This window comes from Aliterella sp. E5.1, from assembly GCF_057473825.1.
Genome location: NZ_JBYCCV010000025.1, coordinates 21,662 through 43,777, shown reverse-complemented (window position 1 = coordinate 43,777; position 22,116 = coordinate 21,662). Strand labels below are relative to the sequence as shown.

The 22,116-nt window shown below is 42.2% G+C and carries 24 protein-coding genes and 1 riboswitch; of the genes, 12 read left to right on the top strand and 12 right to left on the bottom strand.

Going from position 1 to position 22,116, the window contains the following annotated elements; translation table 11 throughout:
• Positions 1-280: 280 nt before the first annotated feature.
• Entirely contained in the window at positions 281-595 is a 315-nt protein-coding gene (locus AC2VE5_RS11260) for a DUF3155 domain-containing protein (RefSeq protein ID WP_106369365.1), read from the top strand.
• A gap of 163 nt (positions 596-758) precedes the next feature.
• Here AC2VE5_RS11260 and AC2VE5_RS11255 read toward each other — a convergent pair whose 3' ends face one another.
• Entirely contained in the window at positions 759-1,289 is a 531-nt protein-coding gene (locus tag AC2VE5_RS11255) for a cofactor assembly of complex C subunit B (protein ID WP_486887836.1), read from the bottom strand.
• A gap of 41 nt (positions 1,290-1,330) precedes the next feature.
• Positions 1,331-1,678 (bottom strand): PadR family transcriptional regulator, encoded by a 348-nt coding sequence (locus AC2VE5_RS11250; protein WP_486887835.1) that lies wholly within the window; start codon positions 1,676-1,678, stop codon positions 1,331-1,333.
• A gap of 485 nt (positions 1,679-2,163) precedes the next feature.
• On the opposite strand from AC2VE5_RS11250, the gene AC2VE5_RS11245 reads away from it, so the two are divergent.
• The 3 genes from AC2VE5_RS11245 (at position 2,164) to AC2VE5_RS11235 (ending at position 4,912) form a co-directional block, all read left to right on the top strand.
• Positions 2,164-2,745, top strand: a complete 582-nt coding sequence (locus AC2VE5_RS11245) for a DUF3611 family protein (RefSeq protein WP_486887844.1) — start codon at positions 2,164-2,166, stop codon at positions 2,743-2,745.
• Between the two features lie 52 nt (positions 2,746-2,797).
• Entirely contained in the window at positions 2,798-4,069 is a 1,272-nt protein-coding gene (gene serS / locus AC2VE5_RS11240) for a serine--tRNA ligase (protein WP_486887834.1), read from the top strand.
• A 102-nt stretch (positions 4,070-4,171) separates the two neighbouring features.
• On the top strand, positions 4,172-4,912 hold the full coding sequence (locus AC2VE5_RS11235; RefSeq protein WP_486887833.1) for a SinI family restriction endonuclease: 741 nt from the start codon (positions 4,172-4,174) through the stop codon (positions 4,910-4,912).
• A 4-nt stretch (positions 4,913-4,916) separates the two neighbouring features.
• Here AC2VE5_RS11235 and AC2VE5_RS11230 read toward each other — a convergent pair whose 3' ends face one another.
• Positions 4,917-6,347, bottom strand: a complete 1,431-nt coding sequence (locus AC2VE5_RS11230; RefSeq protein WP_486887832.1) for a DNA cytosine methyltransferase — start codon at positions 6,345-6,347, stop codon at positions 4,917-4,919.
• An 80-nt stretch (positions 6,348-6,427) separates the two neighbouring features.
• Between AC2VE5_RS11230 and AC2VE5_RS11225 the strand changes: the two genes are divergently transcribed.
• From AC2VE5_RS11225 to nth, 3 genes are read left to right on the top strand one after another with little or no spacing between them, the layout of a single operon-like run.
• On the top strand, positions 6,428-6,586 hold the full coding sequence (locus AC2VE5_RS11225; RefSeq protein WP_486887831.1) for a hypothetical protein: 159 nt from the start codon (positions 6,428-6,430) through the stop codon (positions 6,584-6,586).
• 12 nt (positions 6,587-6,598) lie between these two features.
• The gene (rseP, locus tag AC2VE5_RS11220) at positions 6,599-7,684 is read left to right on the top strand and encodes an RIP metalloprotease RseP (RefSeq protein WP_486887830.1); all 1,086 of its coding nucleotides are present in this window, start codon (positions 6,599-6,601) and stop codon (positions 7,682-7,684) included.
• On the top strand, positions 7,681-8,346 hold the full coding sequence (nth, locus tag AC2VE5_RS11215) for an endonuclease III (protein WP_486887829.1): 666 nt from the start codon (positions 7,681-7,683) through the stop codon (positions 8,344-8,346). The genes rseP and nth overlap by 4 nt, the downstream gene beginning before the upstream one ends.
• A gap of 81 nt (positions 8,347-8,427) precedes the next feature.
• On the opposite strand, the gene AC2VE5_RS11210 is transcribed toward nth, so the two are convergent.
• The 4 genes from AC2VE5_RS11210 to AC2VE5_RS11195 form a co-directional block, all read right to left on the bottom strand.
• A complete protein-coding gene (locus tag AC2VE5_RS11210; RefSeq protein WP_486887828.1) occupies positions 8,428-8,778 on the bottom strand; it encodes a type II toxin-antitoxin system PemK/MazF family toxin in 351 nt (116 codons plus the stop codon).
• Positions 8,765-9,004, bottom strand: a complete 240-nt coding sequence (locus AC2VE5_RS11205) for an AbrB/MazE/SpoVT family DNA-binding domain-containing protein (RefSeq protein WP_486887827.1) — start codon at positions 9,002-9,004, stop codon at positions 8,765-8,767. Before AC2VE5_RS11205 ends, AC2VE5_RS11210 begins: the two co-directional genes overlap by 14 nt.
• A 163-nt stretch (positions 9,005-9,167) precedes the next feature.
• A complete protein-coding gene (locus AC2VE5_RS11200; protein ID WP_486887826.1) occupies positions 9,168-10,154 on the bottom strand; it encodes a Gfo/Idh/MocA family protein in 987 nt (328 codons plus the stop codon).
• A 13-nt stretch (positions 10,155-10,167) separates the two neighbouring features.
• Positions 10,168-11,598: a hypothetical protein gene (locus AC2VE5_RS11195; RefSeq protein WP_486887825.1), complete on the bottom strand. Its 1,431-nt coding sequence runs from the start codon at positions 11,596-11,598 to the stop codon at positions 10,168-10,170.
• A gap of 143 nt (positions 11,599-11,741) precedes the next feature.
• Between AC2VE5_RS11195 and AC2VE5_RS11190 the strand changes: the two genes are divergently transcribed.
• The 3 genes from AC2VE5_RS11190 (at position 11,742) to AC2VE5_RS11180 (ending at position 15,818) form a co-directional block, all read left to right on the top strand.
• Entirely contained in the window at positions 11,742-13,025 is a 1,284-nt protein-coding gene (locus AC2VE5_RS11190) for a M16 family metallopeptidase (protein ID WP_486887824.1), read from the top strand.
• Between the two features lie 6 nt (positions 13,026-13,031).
• Positions 13,032-13,904 carry a fructosamine kinase family protein gene (locus AC2VE5_RS11185; RefSeq protein WP_486887823.1) on the top strand — a complete coding sequence of 291 codons (873 nt, stop codon included), beginning with the start codon at positions 13,032-13,034 and terminating at the stop codon, positions 13,902-13,904.
• 165 nt (positions 13,905-14,069) lie between these two features.
• Positions 14,070-15,818, top strand: coding sequence for an ABC transporter ATP-binding protein (locus tag AC2VE5_RS11180; RefSeq protein WP_486887822.1), 1,749 nt, complete (start codon positions 14,070-14,072; stop codon positions 15,816-15,818).
• Positions 15,819-15,864: 46 nt separating this feature from the next.
• Here the strand turns inward: AC2VE5_RS11180 and AC2VE5_RS11175 are convergent, their stop codons facing one another.
• Entirely contained in the window at positions 15,865-16,266 is a 402-nt protein-coding gene (locus tag AC2VE5_RS11175; RefSeq protein WP_486887821.1) for a hypothetical protein, read from the bottom strand.
• A gap of 74 nt (positions 16,267-16,340) precedes the next feature.
• Positions 16,341-16,483: riboswitch (cobalamin riboswitch) on the top strand.
• Positions 16,484-16,508: 25 nt separating this feature from the next.
• Here AC2VE5_RS11175 and AC2VE5_RS11170 point away from each other — a divergent pair.
• Together AC2VE5_RS11170 and AC2VE5_RS11165 are read left to right on the top strand one after the other, a co-directional pair.
• Positions 16,509-16,703, top strand: a complete 195-nt coding sequence (locus tag AC2VE5_RS11170) for a CbtB domain-containing protein (protein ID WP_486887820.1) — start codon at positions 16,509-16,511, stop codon at positions 16,701-16,703.
• A gap of 53 nt (positions 16,704-16,756) precedes the next feature.
• The gene (locus tag AC2VE5_RS11165; protein ID WP_486887819.1) at positions 16,757-17,917 is read left to right on the top strand and encodes a hypothetical protein; all 1,161 of its coding nucleotides are present in this window, start codon (positions 16,757-16,759) and stop codon (positions 17,915-17,917) included.
• Here the strand turns inward: AC2VE5_RS11165 and AC2VE5_RS11160 are convergent.
• The 4 genes from AC2VE5_RS11160 to AC2VE5_RS11145 form a co-directional block, all read right to left on the bottom strand.
• Positions 17,914-18,651: a hypothetical protein gene (locus AC2VE5_RS11160; RefSeq protein ID WP_486887818.1), complete on the bottom strand. Its 738-nt coding sequence runs from the start codon at positions 18,649-18,651 to the stop codon at positions 17,914-17,916. The genes AC2VE5_RS11165 and AC2VE5_RS11160 overlap by 4 nt on opposite strands.
• A complete protein-coding gene (locus AC2VE5_RS11155; protein WP_486887817.1) occupies positions 18,648-19,853 on the bottom strand; it encodes an urease accessory protein UreH domain-containing protein in 1,206 nt (401 codons plus the stop codon). Before AC2VE5_RS11155 ends, AC2VE5_RS11160 begins: the two co-directional genes overlap by 4 nt.
• 119 nt (positions 19,854-19,972) lie before the next feature.
• Positions 19,973-20,668, bottom strand: coding sequence for a potassium channel family protein (locus AC2VE5_RS11150; RefSeq protein ID WP_486887816.1), 696 nt, complete (start codon positions 20,666-20,668; stop codon positions 19,973-19,975).
• 81 nt (positions 20,669-20,749) lie between these two features.
• A complete protein-coding gene (locus tag AC2VE5_RS11145; protein ID WP_486887815.1) occupies positions 20,750-22,084 on the bottom strand; it encodes a TrkH family potassium uptake protein in 1,335 nt (444 codons plus the stop codon).
• Positions 22,085-22,116 lie beyond the last annotated feature (32 nt).

The following is a 22,116-nucleotide window of genomic DNA, read 5'->3' as shown; positions in this document are numbered from 1 at the left end:
AGGGAATTAGGCTATTGACTTTCACCCATCAATAGATTTTTGGACGTGGTGAAGATCTTTCAGCAGGTTTTTTCCATCTAGCTTGCTACTAAGATTTTAAACAATTGTTAACTTTATTAACCAACTTCTTAACCTTATCGCAGTTTTTTAACCATATCTTGATAACTTTGTATCAAATGCTTAACATAACTTGATTTCTAATATTCATAAAGATATACTGACGACGTAAATTGTAACTATAACTACAATATTCGAGCATTTAAAAGAGGAGGACAAAGAGTTGGCAAGGAGACGGAAGCGGAAAAGTCGTCGTCGTCAAGAGGGTCGCCGAATCCTAGAACACGTACCTCAATTTAGCATCGAAAGTGGAGAAGATAAACCTGTAACCGCCGCCAGAAAGTATATTCAAGCGGAGGGCATTCTACCACCAGCGCTGCTACTTGTGAAACGCAACGAACACACTACAGACCGTTATTTTTGGGCTGAAAAAGGGTTATTTGGGGCGCAATACGTCGAAGAAAATCATTTTTTGTTTCCTAGTTTGCGGTTTTTAGAAAATCCCACAGAAAAGGAATTAGTCACTATACGTAAGTAAGTGTGCCAAGTAGATTTAAGTGGTATGGAGAGTTTATAAGTCCTTAAAAATATTACTTTTGAGGTTTATCAACAGAAATACCAGGGTGTGAATTGTTAATCTCAGTCAAAGAACCCTACTCAAGCAAATAAGTTTGGGTAGGGTAATTTTTTGGCAATCAGGATTATTCGCGATCGCTTGCCACAAGCGAAGGAATCGACCGCCTAAGTTCAAGAATTTCATCGCGATGAGCTTTGACCCAAACTGCCACATCATTACCGCTTGTAGGTTCCAATTTCAAAGATACGTTTTCAGTGCGACCAGCTTTTTTCCAGTAAAAAATCCCCGCCGCCGGAGATATAAGCAACAACAATAAAAAAACTTTGCCTAAGTCGGGAAACAATATTGATAGCGCCAAAATTAAACTAAAAATACCCGCACTTGCCAGCAACGTTAGAAGAATTGCCAGAAAAACACTAGGTCTGACTAGCCCAGTAAAAGTAACAGAGTTATTTTCCTTATCTATACTGGCAACGCGATAGGCTCTTTGGTCAAAATACTGTTGTAGTTGAGCCATTACCGTTGCTTCTGGTTGCTGAGATATTAATTCTATTTGTTCGGTGCGATCTTTAGCGGAGGCTCGAATAAAGAAAAACAAGCCCGTTGCCAACACCAAAGTCAACACAAAAATCGAGGGGATAGTAGCAGTATTCACAAGGGAAAGATTAAAACTTATGCCAACTTCTTTATTATTGGCTACCTAGGGGAAGTATTGATATATTCTCGCCAAAGACGAGCCAAATCTTGAGATTGCCTTTCCCACTGAGAACTGATTTGATACATTCTCCTCGGACGACCGCGCCCTTGCACTTTTTTCCAGTAACCAGTGATAGCTTTTTCGTCTTCCAAAAATTTGATCGCACTGTACAAAACTGTATCGGAAAGCCGATAGCTTGGATGTTCAGCTTCTAATAAAGCAATAAGCTCTGTACCGTAAGATTCTTTTTCAACCAAAACTGAGAGAACATAACACACTGCTAGTTCTTGCCCTAAATAAGTTGGAGGGCGATGGCGAAAAAACTCATAGATATGCTCAAGGTTCATTTGTCGCTCTCCTAGTAAAGTTTTCATAGACATAGGATGTAGATTAGCGTTTGCGGTAGCTTGAGACAGGATGACGGAGGTAGTGGAAAAAAATTAGTAAACTTTATTTTTCTCGGCTTGTCAATTAACCTCTTAACTACTTGTATATTTGTGAATTTTTATAGAGATTGTGGACAAAAAAGCTAAAGAGAAAATCAAGTCAACCAAATGGTTAGGGCTAGAACTTACTAACGTAGCTGCCATAATTTTGAGGACAAATGACTCGACTTGGGAAACTTTTGGAATAATTTAGTCATGGACAGTCAAAAAATAGATTTGACGCAATTTTAAACGGTTTATTGGGGTTTGTCTGCCAAAATCGCTAAATTGCTGCTCTAAGGTATGATGCGATCGCATTTAAGACTTACTAAATCAAAAATTGTGGTGAAATCCTGCTCAAATATATTTAAAGGCTATAGATTCTAAGCACCCATAGGGGAAATATTATTGTGGAAAAGTCAGAATTAAAATCTCCTCCCGCTACCCTCCAGCAAATAGCTGTGGCATTTCGTCTAGCTGGCTGGGCTAGTTTCTGGGTTCAGTTAGTATTAGGGGTAGTTTCTACCTTGGTGTTGATCTTTGCAAGTCTTGGGCGCGATATTGGTCCTCAAGGGCAAACTAGCGCCGGAACTGGAATTGGCATAGTTTTTGCTGTTAGTGGCATTATTACTTTGGGTATCGGGGGTTATATAGCTTTTCGCTATACCCGAATTGGTAGGCGCTTGCAATCAACTAACCCTAATAATCGCCCGCGTAAAACCGATACAGTTCAAATTTTGAGATTAGGGTTAATTGTCAACTTGGTGGGAACTTTATTAACTATTTTAGGGGCGCAGGCGATCGCGGGAATACTCTTACTGCGTTCTTTATCTTTACCCCAAGGTTTTGGCGCGGCGATTTACAATCCCCAACAAATTATTCGCCCTGTAGATATTTTTGTAGTCCAAGCAAATACTAATACCGTTGCTGCTCATTTTGCTGGACTTGTAGCTACGTTATTTTTACTTAATCGCGTTACCAAACAGTAAACGAGGCGCTATTGTATGCTGAACTATGGGCAGAAAAATTAGGTAATAATCCGTGCTGGATATTAAACAAATTAGAGAACATCCTCAAAGGGTACAAGAGTTAATAAGTCGTCGGGGCGAGTACGATTTAGAGCCGATATTGCAGTTAGATAAGCAGATGCGCGAACTAGAAGCCAAAAAGTCGCATCTCCAAGCCCGGAGTAATGAAATTGGTAAATTAGTCGGGCAAAAAATGAAGGCTAATCCTCAAGATGAGGAAATTGCGGCTTTGCGAAGCGAAGGGAACGAAGTTAAAGCGCAAGTGGGCGAACTAGAACCCCAAGAAAGAGAATTGGTTGAGGAGTTAAGAACCTTACTTTTGGCTTTACCAAACTTGCCCAGTGAGACGACACCAATAGGAAGAAGCGAAGATGAAAATATCGAAGTCCGCCGACGGGGAGAAGAATTTATCCCGCAAAATCCTGCTATTTTGCCCCATTGGGAAATTGGCGAACAGCTAGGAATTTTTAATTTTGAGCGCTCGGCAAAGATTGCCCAAAGTCGGTTTGTGACGCTTATAGGTGCAGGGGCAGCTTTAGAAAGGGCATTAATTCAATTTATGCTCGATTGCCAAATAGCTGCTGGCTATCAAGAAATCATGCCACCAATTTTGGTTAATACTGCATCTTTGACAGCTACAGGACAGTTGCCCAAGTTTGCCGAAGAAAGCTTTAAATGTGCAGAAGATGACTTGTGGCTAATTCCCACAGCAGAAGTACCGCTAACTAATCTGTATCGAGATGAGATCTTAGCCGCAGACAGCTTGCCAATTTATCACTGCGCTTATACTCCCTGTTTTCGTCGGGAAGCTGGTAGTTATGGACGCGATACGCGGGGTTTGATTCGACTGCACCAATTTAGCAAAGTTGAATTAGTGAAAATTGTCTCTCCCAGTACCTCGGAAGCGGAACATCAAAAATTAGTGCAAGATGCGGAAGCAATTTTGCAAGCATTGCAGTTGCCTTACCGCGTATTAGAACTATGCACTGGAGATATAGGTCCTGCGGCGGCGAAGTGCTATGACTTAGAGGTGTGGTTGCCTTCTGCGGGCAAGTATCGGGAAATCTCTAGCTGTTCCAATTGCACTGATTATCAAGCAAGAAGAGGGCAAATCCGCTTTAAGGAAGTTGGGAAAAAAGGCACGCAGTTCGTACATACCCTCAATGGTTCGGGACTAGCTGTAGGGCGGACAATGGCAGCAATTTTAGAAAATTATCAACAGCCTGATGGGACAGTGAAGATACCGGAAGTATTGCAACCTTATTTGAAACGCGAAGTCTTATAACGAGCAGACTAAGGATATTGCTAAGAGGGTAATCCTGAGACAATAATCGGCAGTAATTTACCTTCATTCCTTCAATAGGGGTAGTTTTGATAAGTGATTCTCATGCTTTTTACTTTTGATAACATCATCAGTACCTCTAGTTCTGAAGATAGCTTTTTACAAATCTTTCAAGATGCTTTTTTCAAGCAAAAACAGCCATTTTTGGAAGCTCATCGCACAATTTTAAAAGCCTGCTACAGAAATCCAGGGCTTTCTCCAATTGTGAAAGGCAGCACACCAGAAGTTTTAGCCCAGTCTTGGTTAAAAAAGTATCAAGATAGCTACGAGAACAGAATTTCAAAACGAATTTCCCTACCGCCAGGAACAATTGCCGATCCAATCGTCAAGACAATTATCAATGCCAGATTTACAAAACTAACCGCAAATAGTCTTGAACAGATTGAGTACGCTCACAGACTGTCAATGTCTGCAGAAAATATTCAGGGATTACTGCTTGAAGAATTTCTCGCTGAACAATTAGCTGACTATGGTTGGTATTGTTGCTGGGGCGAGTCCGTTCGTCACGTTGATTTCTGTAATGTTGATGGTTCTCTCTTGCAAGTAAAGAACCGCAGCAATTCAGAAAATAGCTCCTCTTCTAGAGTGAGAATTAATCAACCTATTGAAAAATGGTACAGAGTTGATGCTAAAACAGGCTCTTACCGATGGGCATACTTTAACCAGAAATATAATACCGCCCGTTTCTCCGAAGATAACTTTGTCATGTTTGTGCAAAAAGTATTAATAGCAAATCCAGAGGCTTTAGCGGTGGAGGTAAACAATCCTTGGCAATTTTTAGACTAAACCATCAGACTAGAGGCAAAGAAAGCTGTACCCCCCAGGGTTCTTCAAGATCGCCTAAAGTTTCAGCAGCCCAACTCTTATCGTCAGTTTTGTGATAGCGCGAATAGGGAAAATCTGGATAAGCGATCGCGCGATCGCCGTTTAAGTGCGTTAATAGCATCCGTGCGATCGCCCTTCCTAGAGAACAGGGTACTGCATTTCCAACTTGCCGATATTGATCTAGTAAACTTCCCTCAATTATCCAGTCATCTGAAATCTCTTGAATTCGCTTATACTCTTCAATACTCAGGGGTCTATCCTCCTCTGGGTGTGCCAGATCGGTGGCAGGCATAGCTGGATGGCTAACCAATGTTGGGGAAGGCTTATCCCAGGCTAACCTTCGATAAAACCCTGTCTTTCCACCTCCTGCAAGAAAAGAAGCCCCAAGCGCTTCTTGGTGTAACTCTACGGGTAAATCCCGCCAATGTTGTCCAGGTTTTAGAAGCCGATAGTATTTGAGTCGTTTTTCAGGAAACTTGACAAAATGATGAACGTTATTAGGAAGCCCTTCTAGAGCCTCTCTCAATGTTCGCCATTGCGGAAGCCCATATAAACCTTTCTCCGAGTGAGTTGGTGTGAGATAAGGAAGTTTTTCTCCATCACGACTACAAGCAATGACGACTCTTTCTCGTTGTTGTGGCGACCCAAAATTGGCGGCACTGTACAAGTTGAAGGAAACACTATATCCTGCTTCTCTGAGTTTACGAGTGATGAAAAGCAATGCACCGCCCTTTTGTTCATCCTGAGATAAGGGCGGGAAATTCTTCCCTCTCATCTCAAGAGGCCTATGCTTTAATGAAGCCGATAGTAATCCCCGAACGTTTTCGATCGCGGCAAATCTAGGTTTGAGTTCGGCGATCAAATCAATGAATGTCAAAAAAACATTCCCCCGATCGTCATTAAACCCTTGTCGCTTGCCTGCACTACTAAAAGCTTGACATGGTGGACCTCCAAAAATTAGATCGATATCTTCAGTCGGACTCAAACCAGCTTTTTCCCGAATTGTTGCGGCGGAGTAATTTCTGATATCTCCGATTAGCGCAATATCTGGTCGATTTATTTCTATCGTTTTTCGGGCTGCTGGATCGACTTCACAGGCAAGCATCACCTTAATTCCTTCCTCTTCTAATCCCAAATCTAAACCCATGCAGCCCGAAAAAAAACTTAGGGCTTTTAGAGTCGGTTGACTGCAAGACCTTCTTGCGCGGTCGGGAACGAGTACGCTTGTATCCTTTGCCTTGCAGCGATACTCATAGGCAGATTCCGTAGCAACAAGCCATCGACTGCTAATCTTCTCTCCACCAATTTCACCGTATCGGAGCAGTTTGCGAACGTACTGCTCCGAACAACTCAGCATTTCAGAAGCTTCTTTCACAGAGAGGTATCGATCGAGCATGGTTTCGTTAGCGAAACTAAAATCAAGTACCTAATTTTAGTTTAAGTATGATGTCTTTGCAAGCTTTTTTGAAGGAGGCAATGGACTCATGTCATAGGTTTTTAATTGCGGGTTCTGTGACCTTATATAGCCATCACTCTACCAATCTAGGCGATCGCCTAATTCAGGAAAACCTATATTCCAGGCTTTACCCCGTCCAACGCGACATCAGCGTAGAATTAAAGAAATGTTGCGTTTAGTTAAAATTTTCTATGTCAGTATTGGCAGCGATCGCCGTTTTAGCGGTTCTCATCGTAGTACACGAACTAGGACACTTTGTAGCCGCCCGTTCTCAGGGTATTCACGTTAACCGTTTTTCTTTAGGTTTTGGTCCGGTTTTATTTAAGTATCAGGGATCAGAAACAGAGTACGCTGTTCGAGCTTTTCCCCTCGGTGGCTTCGTTGGTTTTCCCGATGACGACCCCGATAGCAAAATTCCCCCCAACGACCCCGATTTGCTCCGCAATCGCCCGGTAATCGATCGCGCGATCGTGATTAGCGCTGGAGTCATTGCTAACTTAATTTTTGCTTACTTGCTACTGGTAACTCATATTGGTTTTGTAGGTATCCCTCAAGCCAGCTTACCTGGGGTATTAGTACCAGAATTAGCCGCCAATGTTAGCCGAGTAGCAACAGATGCCGGAATTAAACCCGGCGATGTAATTTTGGCAGTAAACGATCGCACTTTTAGCAACTCCTTACAAGAAATGGAGGCTTTGAGCCAAATTATCAAAACCAGTGCGGGTAAACCACTCCAGCTAAAAATTGAGCGCAAAAACGAACAATTAACAGTAAATATTACCCCAGAAGCCAAAGCAGGCGATCGCGGTAGTATTGGTATCGCTCTTGCCCCTAATGGCAGTGTAGAGCGTACAAAAGTTAGTGTATTGGATGCTTTTAGCGCTGCGGCGGCAGAATTTCAACGAATTCTCGTGCTAACCATTAAGGGTTTTGGGCAACTAATTGGCAACTTTGGCGAAACTGCTGGTCAAATTTCTGGTCCTGTTGCGATCGTTGATTTTGGTGCAAAAATTGCCCGTTCTGATGCTGCAAACTTGCTGCAATTTGCGGCTTTAATTAGCATCAACCTTGCCGTAATTAACACTTTGCCCTTACCTGCCTTAGATGGCGGTCAATTGGCATTTTTGTTATTTGAAGCAGTGCGCGGCAAACCTCTACCCACACGCATTCAAGATGGTGTCATGCAGACCGGACTGATGTTATTGTTAGGGTTGGGAATTTTCTTAATCGTGCGCGACACGGCAAACTTGGAGTGGGTGCAAAAACTATTTCAGTGAGTATCACTCGCAAATGGGCAGCTAAAAAGCAACGGGCATTAGAGATTTTGGTGCGTCTGAAAAGACTTTATCCAGACGCACCTTGTACGCTCAACTACGAAACGCCCATACAACTTCTGGTGGCAACTATTTTATCGGCGCAATGCACCGACGAGCGAGTTAATTTAGTTACGCCAGAGTTGTTCCGCCGCTTTCCGGACGCGGCGGCTTTGGCAAAGGCTGATATTGAAGAATTAGAAGGTTTAATTCGTTCTACGGGCTTTTTTCGCAATAAAGCTAAAAATATTCAAGCGGCTTGCGCTTTGCTAGTTCAAGAATTTAACGGACAAGTACCTGCAAGCATGGAGCAATTATTAAAACTCCCAGGAGTAGCCCGAAAAACAGCAAACGTAGTGCTGGCTCATGCTTACAACATCAATGCTGGGGTAACAGTAGATACTCATGTCAAGCGTTTAAGCGATCGCCTAGGCTTAACGGAATATACCGATCCAATTCGTATCGAGCGCGACTTGATGCGCTTGTTGCCTCAGCCAGACTGGGAAAATTGGTCAATTAGATTGGTATATCACGGCAGAGCAGTTTGTAAGGCTAGAAGTCCGCAATGCGATGTTTGCATTCTTGCAGATTTGTGTCCGTCGGCAGTTTTGCCTGTAGATAATTGATGGATTTTTCTATAGAAGTCTTACTGCTCGCTATCAAACGACGGTAAACTTAGTACGTTACATCGCACGGCTTCCGCGCGGTCAGGCTAACAAAGTTTCCAATTTGGCTAATACTTCCTCAACTAATTCGGTAGGAGCTTTTTCAATAAACTTAACTTGGCGTGCTTTCCAATCGAAGCTCTTAATATGGTCGCTCAAAATAACTCCAACCGTTTGCATCCCATCGAATAGTTGAACTTCAAACTTGAAACCTTTTGATTTAGTGGTTATTGGACACATCAACGCCAGTGATGTCCTCCTGTTGTACTGGCTGGGCGATAAAATAATAGCGGGTCTTTCAAATCCCTGTTCGTGTCCTTGATGAGGACTAAAGTTTATTTTTACAATATCGCCTCGTTCTGGTATGTAGATATTTGGATTACCAGACTTCATTTCCGATTGCGCCTCCCATATCAGTTTCGCTATGTACGTTATCTGGTGTCATCCCTTCAAGAAGTTCGTCAAGAGTATATTTATTTTTTCTTGGTCGAATCACAATATTACCCTCCACAACGGCGAATGTTATAGCAGTCCCTTCTTTTAAATTCGCTTGTTTGGCTATAGGCGCAGGTATGCGAATACCTAAACTGTGTCCCCATTTAGCAACTTGAGAAGCCATAACTGATAGTCTAGTTAATTCATTACTGTATATACAATGAATATATACTACTCTCAAAAGTCCAATAAATTTCCTGATGTAGAGCCAGAGCCGATGCTTCACAAGACATATTTGAGCTATTAATGAGCTTGAGGTGTCGCTGTGCTATCAGTGCTGACTGATTCTACAAAGCCACAGTTTGCCCAGTTTGAGCGGAACGCCTAGCTGCATCAGCAACTTTGAGCGCGTACAGGCTTGCGGCAGAACTAACATACAATTGCGTACCATTGATTAAATGGTTTAATACCATATCTGTATCTTTGGCAAATAAACCCCGGCGCGTACCTACTTCAATAGGTGTTATTCCTTCGGCGTTAATTAATTTTCCGTCTTCTTTGTCAAAACTCAAACCACCTTTTTCGCCATCAACAGTAAATTTGCGTTCTTCCAGCCAGATAGTTTCCCCTTTCCCATAAACAACCTCAGCTATAAGCCCGCTAGTAAATTGCAACTGCGTCGTACACAAACAAGCTTTGTAAAACTCGCCATCCATCCCCCAATAGCGGTTTTGACAGTTAATAGTTGCAACACTACCAAATAAATCAGTCAGACGATGCAGCCGCGATAATGCACCACCCAAAGGAAAGCCAAATAAGGCTTTGTTGTAAGTCCAACGTTGAGGTGCAGGAGATTGGTGATTTAAGGTGCTATAGCGGGCGTAGAATGGATTGCCAATTGCTGGTAAATTTTCTTTTAAGGCTTGGTGCAAGCCGCCGAGTAATTCAATATGTTCTACGTGCAGTAGTTTATTTTGCCGAGAAGCGAGGTTAATTAATTCTTCAGCTTCGTATACGTCCAAAGATAAGGGATACTCAACTACAACGTGCTTTCCGTGCTGCAAGGCTTGGCGACAAATTGCACCGTGTTCGCTATTGATAGTTGCAACAATTACTAAATCTATATCTAAGCTTACTAACTCCTCTACAGATGCGATCGCATCCGCATCATATTTTTGAGCAAATTCGGCAGTTTTCTCGGTTGCATGACCAACTACTGCTACTAATTTAGCTCTCCCGTCTTGCTGCAATATCTCGGCTCTAAGCTTTGCTGCATAACCCGTACCAACTAAACCTACTCTAATTGGGGTATTTATTTCTAAAGAATTAACCATAACTTTCCCTTGCTTAATAATTTGATTTTTTGCGTTTAATTCGTCTAATTTGCTCGGATTCTTCTAATATTTCTTCCATCCCGCCTTCGGCAATATTTTGAACATAGTTAATTTTGATTTCTTCTAATAAATCTACAAGTAAAGCTTGAATTTCTTTCAAGTTATGTTCTTGCTGCAACTCTCTTTCTAGAGTTTTACTAAAATTATCAGTTAACTGTTTCCACACTTTCGCGCTTTGCGGATCTTCAATCATGTTTACGATCGCACTATAACTAGACTTAGCTATTTCACTAGCTAATTGCTTGGGCAAATTACTTACTCCTGGTACATTTTGAAGCTGTTTATATACTGGAGATTGGTTAAGTATAGTTTGAAGATTATAATATATCAACGCTTCTACATCGGGCTGAATTTTTGGGATAACTTGATGAACGCTTAATTTTACTATGCGAGATGCGATCGCACTAATTTCATTTGTGTTGTTGATATCTATATAACCACTTTTAGAACGCAGCAGCCAACGACTAATATCACCATTTTTAATTGCGTCTTGAAGCTGATCTATTATCCTAATACCCACAACTTCGGTAATTTCTTCGGCAAAATTAGCTACAAAATCGTGGTTAATTTGCGATCGCACAGGTTCGAGATTCAATAGTCGAGATTGATATAGGCGAATCGTTACCGGGATTACTCGCAACCATCGTAAAACAGGTAACAACAGAAAAATATCGTACCATCGCCGCAGCATTGCTTCTAACCAGCTTAATTTATTGCGAAAGCTAAGAAATAAGGTTCGAATTAAAAAATCTATGCTAAATATAATGACAAATGGTAAATCTATTAACCAAAACTTATCTATAAATTTGCCATTCTCTCCTATATCTCGATAGTAGTTAGTTTCAATTAACGGGCGTAATTGCGTATTAAAAAAGCTAATTTCCTGCTCCCAACCTACTTGAGATAAATATAGTTGGCTCCAAAATAATGTAAATGCTTCGTGGGCTGATGCTTCTATAGAGCGATTGTTAAAAGAGGCTACACGCAGGCGCATCAATCTCTTGATTTTAGCTAAACTTCCAGTTTTATCTGCTACATCAAAAGGATTATCTTCAATTATTTCATTACTAAGTAGACGCAACTGTTGCAATGAGCTTTCAACTTCCGGCGACTGCAACCCGATTTGCTCGACTTGAGTTTCTAATTGATCCACTTTCTGAAGATATCTTTGAGTTTCACGGTGAGGTTCTATCCCTTTAACTTGGTCGTAGTATCTAACTATTGTTGGTGCTTCTATAAAGTACCAATCTCGCAAAGGGATATAACTAAGATCGAAAACTACTAAAAGTAAATTTGCAACAGCAATAATTGCTAGTAACTTTTCGAGCCAAAGATTGCGGCGAACAGATTTTTTTTTAGCTTTTAATTGTTGAACAGATAACATAGCTTAGATAAAAAGTTTATGTATATTTTTTGCCCTAGTCACCGCAAAGCACGAGCGGAGTCTTTCCCAAAATAGTATGATCTTTTCTGCCTGCCCTCAGGAATGGCTAAGATAAGGAAATACTGGCTTCTTCCGTATTACTAATGACTTCAACTGTTGTAAAACCACCCCGCTTAAATTCTCCTACCCTGCATCAGCTACCTAACGGTTTGACAATTGTAGCCGAGCAGATGCCAGTAGAAGCCGTTAACCTGAGTTTGTGGGTTAATGTGGGTTCAGCCAATGAACCGAATGATATCAATGGTATGGCTCACTTTCTCGAACACATGGTTTTTAAGGGGACCAAGCGGATTGTTAGCGGAGAATTTGAGCGCCGAATTGAGGAACGAGGCGCAGTTACAAATGCCGCAACTAGCCAAGACTACACCCACTACTACATTACTACTGCCCCGAAAGATTTTGCTAGCCTAGCGCCTCTGCAAATTGATGTAGTGCTTAATTCGCTCATCCCCGACGATGCTTTTGGTAGAGAGAAGTTAGTCGTCTTAGAAGAAATCCGTCGATCGGATGATAATCCTCGTCGGCGCACCTTTGCCCAAGCAATGCAAACCGCCTTTGCCCGTTTACCCTATCGCCGCCCGGTACTTGGAGAATTTGACGTAATTTCCCAACTCCAGCCGCAGCAAATGCGCGATTTTCACACCTCTTGGTATCAGCCAGAGTCTATTACCGCCGTTGCTGTGGGTAATTTGCCTGTAGATGAATTAATCAAAATTGTTGCCGATGGTTTTACCGAAGCTACCAACCCCTCACCCATTGTCAACCGTCAACCCTTAGCGGCTACCCTTACTGAAGAACCTGCTTTTACAGAAATTGTCCGCCACGAGTTGAAGGATGATAGTCTGCAACAAGCGCGGTTAGTGATGGTATGGCGAGTTCCAGGGTTGAGTAATCTGCAAGAAACTTACGCCCTAGATGTATTAGCCGCCGTATTAGGAGCGGGGCGTACATCGAGGCTGGTGCGGGATTTACGAGAAGAAAAGGGACTGGTTTCTAGTATTTCTGTTAGCAATATAACGCAACGCTTGCAAGGCACTTTTTATATATCGGCAACGCTTCCTGTAGAAAACTTGGCGCAAGTAGAAGCATCAATTGCTCAGCACATTCATACTATTCAAAATCAGCCCGTTGCAGAATGGGAGATTGCCCGGATTCGCACTCAAGTTGCCAATCGATTTATTTTTGCTAACGAAACTCCAAGCGATCGCGCGGGTTTATACGGCTACTATCAATCTATGGTCGGAAACCTAGCGCCAGCCTTTGATTACCCAGCGAGGATTCAAGCCCTCGATGCGGGGGTAATGCAAGCCGCCGCCCAAAAATATCTCTCCGCCGATGCTTACGGTGCGGTTATTCTCAAGCCTTAATTTGTTATGTGGACGCAAATAGCCGAACATATCTCCCAGACTCAACCAAAGTTTGCGATCGCAAGTCATCGTTCTGTAAGCGGTGGCTGTATCAATCAAGGCTACGCGGTAAGTGATGGCGACTTCACTTATTTTGTGAAGCTAAACGAGGCTGCTAAAGTTGGAATGTTTGTTGCCGAGGCGCTAGGGTTGGAGCAAATGGCACAAACAAATACTATCCGCGTACCAAAACCGATTTGTTGGGGAGTCGCTGAAAATTCGGCTTATATAGTCTTGGAATGGCTGAACTTAGGTACGGCAACTACTAATTCGTGGCAAGAAATGGGGCGTAATTTAGCTGCAATGCACCGCACGACTAGCTCTAAGGGTTTTGGGTGGGAACAAAATAATACAATTGGTTCTACACCGCAGATTAATAATTGGACAACTGATTGGGTAAGGTTTTACGCTCAACACCGTCTAGGCTATCAATTTCAATTGGCTAACCGGAAGGGGGAGCATTTTCCCCAGCAAGAACAATTATTAGCATTCCTCCCGCAACTGCTATCCCATCAAGTACAACCCTCTTTAGTACATGGAGACTTGTGGGGAGGTAACGCCGCTTGTACAAACCAGGGAGAGCCAGTAATTTTTGACCCTGCAACCTATTATGGCGATCGCGAAGTAGATATAGCAATGACGGAACTATTTGGCGGTTTTCCGGCGGCTTTTTACCGCGCTTATAACGATACTTTTCCTTTAGAGCCAGGCTACGAGCAACGCAAAACCTTGTATAACCTCTACCACATTCTCAATCATTTCAATTTATTTGGTGGCGGCTACGCATCTGGGGCTAATCGCATGATTTCTCAGATTTTAACTAATTCAGCGAAAAAGTAGCCGCCACAAGAGCTAAAGAGCTAATTGCTAAAGCAAAACAACAATAGCCTTAAATTCAACATACATCAGCAAAATCTTGACTTTTGCAGCCATTACCTAACTTTTGACCGTAGCTATAGAGATCGCGCCTGTTGTTAAAATCGCAATAGTTGCTCAATTGCTCTAATGGCTCAAACTCGATTTGCTAAACTTGTTTCTTACCTCCGCCCCCATTGGCAAGCAACTACTGTAGGTATTGTTGCTTTACTTGTTGTTAATGCTATTGGTGTTTATATTCCGCAATTGATTGGTGAAATTGTTGATAGATTTCAATCTGCTTTCACTTTCGACGAAGTTTTACGCTATGTCATCCTAATTATTGTTCTTAGTTCGATCATGTGGGTCATCCGCATGGTTTCCCGCGTTACTTTATTTGGTGTTGGGCGACAGGTAGAATTTGACCTCAAACAAAAGATTTTTCAACACTTGCTAAGACTTGAACCTGCTTATTTTGCCCTCAATACGGCGGGTGACTTGATTAACCGCGCTACTAGCGATGTCGAAAATATCCGGCGATTGGTGGGATTTGCGGTGCTTAGTTTGGCAAATACAGTATTTGCTTACGCCCTTACTCTCCCGGCGATGTTAGCAATTAGCGTGCAGCTAACGCTTGCAACTATAGCTATCTATCCGTTCATGCTAGTTACTGTACAGTTATTTAGCGATCGCCTCCGCAACGAACAAATTCAAGTACAAGAGGAGCTTTCTCTTGTCAGCGAGTTGATTCAAGAAGATATGAGCGGGATTGCGCTGATTAAAATCTACGCCCAAGAAGAAAACGAGCGCCGTGCTTTTAGTCAAAACAATCAAAGGCTGTTAGCCGCCAACTTAAAACTAGCCAAAACCCGCAATACCTTATTTCCGCTTGTGGGGGGGCTTGCGTATATTAGTTTGCTAATTTTATTGTGGTTAGGTTCTAGCCAAATTATTTCTGGACAAATTACTATTGGTGACTTTCTCAAGCTCTTAATCTATGTAGAGCGTTTGGTATTTCCCACTGCACTGTTAGGCTTTACAATTACGGCTTACCAACGAGGTGAAGTTAGTATCGATCGCATTGAGTCTATTTTAACGGTCACGCCCAAAATTCAAAACTCCGACCAAGTTATACATTTACCCAAAGAACAAGTCAAAGGCGAACTCAAAGCAGTTAATCTCAGCTTTACTTATCCTGGCGCTACTACTCCAGCTTTGGACAATGTCAATTTGACGATTTTTCCTGGCGAAACTGTAGCAATTGTTGGTGCTATTGGTTCAGGTAAATCAACTCTTGCTAATGCTTTACCGCGTTTATTAGATATTGAACCTGGGCAATTGTTTTTAGATGGGATAGATATTACGCTTCTTGATTTAGATTCATTACGTCAAGCGATCGCTTATGTTCCTCAAGATAGCTTTTTGTTTAGCACTACGATCAAAAATAACATTCGCTATGGCGATCCGGTAAGCGACCAAGCCGAGGTAGAATATAGCGCCAAAGTTGCCCAAATAGACGGAGAAATTCGCAATTTTCCCCAACAATACAAAACTATTGTGGGCGAACGCGGCATTACTCTTTCTGGCGGTCAAAGGCAACGTACTGCTTTAGCTAGAGCGATGCTCGTTGATGCGCCAGTATTAATTTTGGATGATGCGCTTTCTAGCGTGGATAATCAAACTGCCACTGATATCTTGAATAATCTTTCGCAAGGTACTAAACGCAAAACAGTAGTATTTATTTCTCACCAACTATCCGCCACCGCTACCGCCGATAGAATTTTGGTGATGGATAAAGGGCAAATTGTGCAAGCTGGTACTCACGCCGAATTGGTGCAAAAACCAGGATTGTATCAAACTCTCTGGAATCAGCACCAATTGGAGGAAATATTGCAATAACTTAGTTGGGGCGGATAAGCCCCTAATTGAGTTTGAGGGCAATTATTTAATGCAGCCAGCCCCAATTTAGTTTAGAAATAGACTTATTCGGTGCGTAGTTTGAACTTTTTGTTTGAGGTGCTGGCTCGTCTTCTATCAACATATCTTCTAGCAACTCGGTTACTTCTTCTCCACTAGAAGAATTTCTCAGTTGCTGCGACAAAATGTTTAATTCGCTGTCGATAATTTGTTGGGCTTGTACGTCATTTTTTGTAGTTGCTAATTGTGAATGCAATTCCAATAACCCACTACGTAATAGTTTGGTATCTGAAGACTTGGGCAATTCCTTGACCATTTGGGTAATGGCTACTTGAGTTTCTTGGGCTACAGAAACGCGATTGGATGGTGCGGCATTATCTGCGGGAGTAAACAGCATTAAAGCAGAAAATAGTAAACAAGCTGTACACATATTGTTACTTGTCCTCAAGATTAATTAGCATTACATTTTACTCTTAGTTCCAGATTTCGCACGCAGTGATAGAATGATTGCCTGACGCGATTGGTTCTGGTGGAAGTCACTAGAAGTGAAGGGAAAGTTCGGTGAGATTCCGACGCTGTTCCGCAACTGTGATGAGGCGATACTAAAGCCTTTAAGTCAGAATGCCTACCAATCGCTAATAACTCTACATTATTGTGCGAGGAACACTGGTTGTGAGAGCTACAAATAATCTTACTTACGTTCAAAAACGGGCAATTGATTGGACTTTATCGTTGCCTGTACAGTTGACACTGTATACTTCGCTATGCGCTTTGACGTTGTGGACGGTATATTTTTCAACTTATCCCGCCGTCCATGATTCGATGCACTCTTTGCGCCACCACACTTTGACAATTAGTTGTCATTAAAATTTGTTCAAGATAACAGCTTGTGACGGAACAATTAATTAACTAATATCAAAATGTCAAAATCTCAGCGCTCAGCGCTCATCATAGCTATTACGGGCTTGATGAGCCTATTTCTGTTTGCAATTATTGGCTTATCTCAAAATGCGCGATCGCCTATTCAACTAACGACAAGTCCGCCTGTAGGACAATTTTACCCATTTGAAGCGGAAGCGACAACGCCCCAATCGCCTACATTATTGACGTTAAGCGCGCGAAATCCTGCTGGGGAATTGTTGGCAAATAGTTTATTTAAAATCCAAATATTTACACCGCCCATTACTCCCTTTTTATCTACCGATTTTCCCGTCGTCGAAGGTACGAAGCTACTAGAATTAAATGCGATCGCCCCAGAAGGCAAAGTACAGCTTCAACAAATGCTGCCAATTCGGGGCAAATATAAGTTAGCAGTCAATGTTTCCCCGATTGTTGCCAATCAATTTAGTCCGATTGAGCAAACTTTGACCCTTAAGGTAGCAGAAAATCCGGTTAAGTATCGCAATTACGCTATTTTAATCGCGATTTTACTCGCTGTTGGAATTGGTGGCGGTTGGGTGATGGGCAAACAACCTTTACCCCAAAGAGGAGAAATAGCCCCGGCGCGAGTGCGATTATTGTTGAGTGGAGCGGTGTTAGTTGCGATCGCAAGTTTGCTTGTAGTTAATGTCAGCGCCGAAGTACCCCATTCTCACAGTCATTCCCATCCAGAACCTGTAGAAACCGCCATTGTCAATGATTCCCAGCTACAAGTACAAATAAGCGGCGACAAGCACGCCACCGTGGGGAAATTGGCTAATTTACAAGTTAGCGTGATCGATCCAAAAACCAATCAGCCTTTAACGGATGTAGTTTTCAACTTAAAAACTACTCAACTAGAAAATAACTGGGTAGCTTTTGCTTATCAAGGTATTCCCGATGTTACAGGTAAGTTGAAATGGCAGCAACAATTTTTTGATGGCGCACCTCACAAGCTAGAGGTAGAAGTTGTACCAAATCCTACAGCTAATCGTCAGTTTCAACCAGTTGTGGCTACAGAGGAAATTGAAGTAGCGGCTGTGGCTACCCCGCTACTAACTCGATTAATTAGCTTGGGTTATCTGGTAGCTACGGTAGTAGTTGGGTTAGCCCTCGGATTAATCATCCGCCATAGCCCACTAAAGCATAAAATAAATAGCTAATCTTTGCGCTGTAACTTTTGCCATACCAAAAATGTGATCGCACCCGTAAAAATTGCCCCGATAGCAACGGCTGGAATCAACCACGGCGGCATTGTTTGCGGCTCTTGAGGTGATATTTGGGTAGAAATGCGATCGCTGCTTTTTGGTGCTGCAACTCCTGGTGCAACGTCGATATCAAACTTTAGTTCAAAAGCGGAAAACTTTGCACCAGCTTTGGGGCTTCCCTGCAATTGCAATTGATAAGCTCCCGCCGCCGGAAAGGTGATTTCTGCCCCAGGAATGTCTCTATAGCTCTCTTGGGACACTGCTTTTAATGGGGGCTGTGATATGGGTGCTGTACCTACCTTCAGAGGTTGGGAGTACAGAGATAGCTTACAGTTGCACTCATCTAGAGGAATAATTTTCCCTCCCTTCTGAGTAAGCGCAAACCAAGCTAAAGCCGTTTCACCCGCACGGGGAGAATCGTTTGGCTCAATGTGAATAGTTGCGCCGACATTTTTGTGGGTTTCTATTTTATGAGCGTTGGCGGGAGTAGTAAGTAAGGTTGTAAGTAATAGCAGCCAGCCAAAATTGATGGGTTTGGTAGAAAATATTTGAAAATTTTTGCTATAAGTAGCTGCATTTAGTAATCGCCCTAAATCACCCTTAAAAAGGGCGACCTTAAGATATTTTCCCCCCTTTTGAAGGGGGGTCAGGGGGGATCTCCGAGTATTGCAAGTTACAAAGTTTTTCATAAGCCGCGCATTTTTGATGGTGGGTTTTGCCAACGTAATATTAATATGCCCAAAGTCATCAACCCCAAACTAACTACCAAAAGCTGATTTATCCATGTGTGATTAATCCCGCCCAAGTAATGCGTACCAATCAGTACAGCATGAATTACAGCGAGTATCAAAGCTGGAATACTTAATAAATGAATTTGTCGCCAATACTTGCCTAAATTTTTCTGTGCTTTGTCAAAGCTAGTAAAAGCTGCGGGAACAAGCAGTAGAAATGCGCTTAACCCCATACATATAGCTATTTGATGATTTGGAATCAAAAAGGGTATAGAGCTTAAGTTCCAACCAAAGCTATGCTGCATGGTATTAGTAACGTGAGCGATCGCCATTACAAAGGCTCCTACCCCCAAAGCGCGGCGATACTTTAATGGTTGCGCCCACAGGCGGCTAATCGGGCGAGCAGCCAAAGCTAACATCAAACATAGTAATGCTCCATGTCCTGTAAAATAAACCATCATTTCCTCTCCCATCGCCCGTAGGAGAGTTAATACACCAACCGTAATAGTTACCCAACCAGCTAATCTAAATAGTTGACTGCGCCGATCTTTACTAACAAGCGAAGTAGAAATGCCTACGCCTAACATCGTGGGTAGAGTTCCCAACCCAAAAGCCGCCATTGTTGCCGCGCCTCGCCAAATACTGCCAGTTTCGGCGGCTTTAATTTGCGCGGCGTACAGAAAACCACAAGGCATTAAACCCCAAACAAATCCTAAAATAGCTGGTGTCCACCATTGACTATCAAAAGAAAGCTGTACCATCGCTTTACTTAGGCGCTGATGCAAGTTTCCTCTAGTTAGAGGGTGTAAAAAGGGGATTGGTGGTAAAAATTTGGGGTTAATTTGCACAATTCCAAACCAAATTAGGAGTATGCCAGTAATAATGGCAATACTTTGACGCAAAGCGCTGCCGCTTCCGGCTAGTTGTCCGCTTGCAAAAATTACCGAACCTATTGCACCAATACCCGCACCAACTAAGGCATAACTTATTAGCCTGCCAGCATTGAGCAAAATATGAAACAAAATTTGCGATCGCACTTTTTGGGGCGCGTCTTGTTTTTGCGATAGAGAAAACGCCGCCGTCAATGGTCCGCACATTCCCACGCAATGCCCAAAGCTACCAAAAAAACCTACCGCTAGAATCAGTACCAAATCCAGCATGGTGCTTCTTTTTTCTCAACTATTGTCTTGCACCCGGTTGGATGTACCCAATCGGACTAGCTTTCTAGCTTTATTCTAAAACCTTAGTCGATTGCTCTATCTGTATTTATCCAAATTCCTCAAATTGGCAAGCGATTGATGTCTTTATTACAGCCAATTACTACCATTGCGGAACCTTGCTGTAACTTTTTTTTGGGGTCGGGATTAATTTCAAACTTGTCATCTTGACTTACAGCCAAAAGGTTTAAACCGTAGCGAGTGCGCAGTTGAAGTTCGGTAATTGTTTTGCCGTGAAACTCATCGGGAACAATTAGCTCGACAATACTGTGATCGGGATCGAGGTCAAAACGGTCTAAAATACCTGGTTTGGTGAGACTCCGCGCCAAAGTAGAACCCGCCTCAAACTCAGGATACACTACATGATCTGCTCCCACTCTTTGCAACAGTTTTCCGTGAATTTCTGAGGAGGCTTTGGCTACTACATGAGGTACACCAGCTTCTTTGACGTTTAGCGTTGTGACAATACTTTCTTGAATGTAGTTGCCGATCGCAATAATTACCGTATCAAATTCAAAAATCCCTGCTTCTTTGAGGGCGGCGGGTTGAGTAGAATCTAGTTGCACCGCGTGAGCAACAATTTGGTCTGTTAACACTTGAGCAACAAGTTTTTCATCAACATCTGTTCCTAGCACTTCATAACCTAACTTGTGAAATGTCGCACAGACCGACCTACCAAAACGTCCTAACCCAATAACAGCAAACTGACGATTGTCTTTACGGAGACTGCGTAAAAAACCTAGAGAAGACAGATTCACTCTTTTTATTACCTTGGTAAATTCACCCTATTTGAACTAAATTTTATTGCTATTTGGGCATGATTTTAGGGTAGTACGATCTTAGCCGACAATTAAATTTTCTTCAGGATAGCGAACTAAGCTCGGTTTGGGATCTCCGAGCAAAGCTGCCATTAGCAGCAAAACTCCAACTCTACCTATATACATAGTCATAATTAAAATTAATTTTGCCGCCGCCGTTACACTAGCAGTAATTCCTGTCGAAAGTCCGACCGTAGCAAAAGCTGATACTACTTCAAATAAAATTTGAATAAAGTTTATTTTTGGATCGGTTACAGCAATTAAGATGGTAGCTAAAAGTACGGTAGCGACTGAGCCGACTAATACACCAACTGCTTTTAGAATTAAAGAAATATCTACTGTTCTTTCATATAATAGTACTTCTTCTTTTCCTTGGAGAATTGCTTTTGTACAGCTTGTCAAAACTCGAAATGTAGTTGTTTTTAGTCCGCCACCCGTACCACCGGGGCTTGCACCAACAAACATAAAAGCAATGGTTAAAAATAAACCTGCCGTAGTCATTTTACCAATATCAATAGTATTAAATCCCGCAGTCCTTGTCGTTACCGATTGAAACCAAGCTGAAAGTATTTGATTTTGTAAGCTGAAAGAACCAAAAGTTGCCGGATTTTTTACTTCTATAAAAAAGAAGGCAATTGTTCCCAAAATTAACAAAGCTAAAGTAGTACTAACGGCAACTTTAAAGCTGAGAGAAAATATTATTCGTTCTGACTTGCGCTGTAGGCGATCGCGCAACCAAATGTATAGCTCTAAAATCACTCCATAACCAATACCACCACAAATAATTAACCCCGTAACTACCAAGTTTAAAAGTATAGAAGTTTGGTAGCCAATAAAACTGTCTTTAAATAAACTAAAACCTGCATTATTCCAGGAATTAACACTATGAAAAGTTGCTAGCCACAAAGCCTCATTCAATGGATAGTTTTGAGCAAAAACTGGTAAAAGCAGGAAAATGCCACTAATTTCAAAAATTAAAGTTAGAGCAATAATTGAGCGGATCAATTGAGCGCTACCCTGTATCCCCGTTTGATCTAAAGCTTGTTGAATAGCAACTTTATCGCGCAAGCCAAATTTAGCTCCAAGTAGTAGCAATAGAAAAGTAGTTGCAGTCATATAGCCAAGTCCGCCAATCTGAACTAGAGCAACTATAAAAAACTGACCCCAAAAAGAAAAATAAGTACCAGTATCGACAACCCCTAACCCAGTTACACAGACAGCCGAGGTAGAAGTAAATAGCGCCACAATCAAATTAGTCCAAGTCCCCGCCGCCGAAGAAAAAGGCAACATCAGTAAAATAGTGCCAACGGCGATTACTGCCAAAAATCCGAAGCAAATTGTCCGAGAAACAGTCACATCCTACGCTCCAACTAAAAGAAGTTTAAACA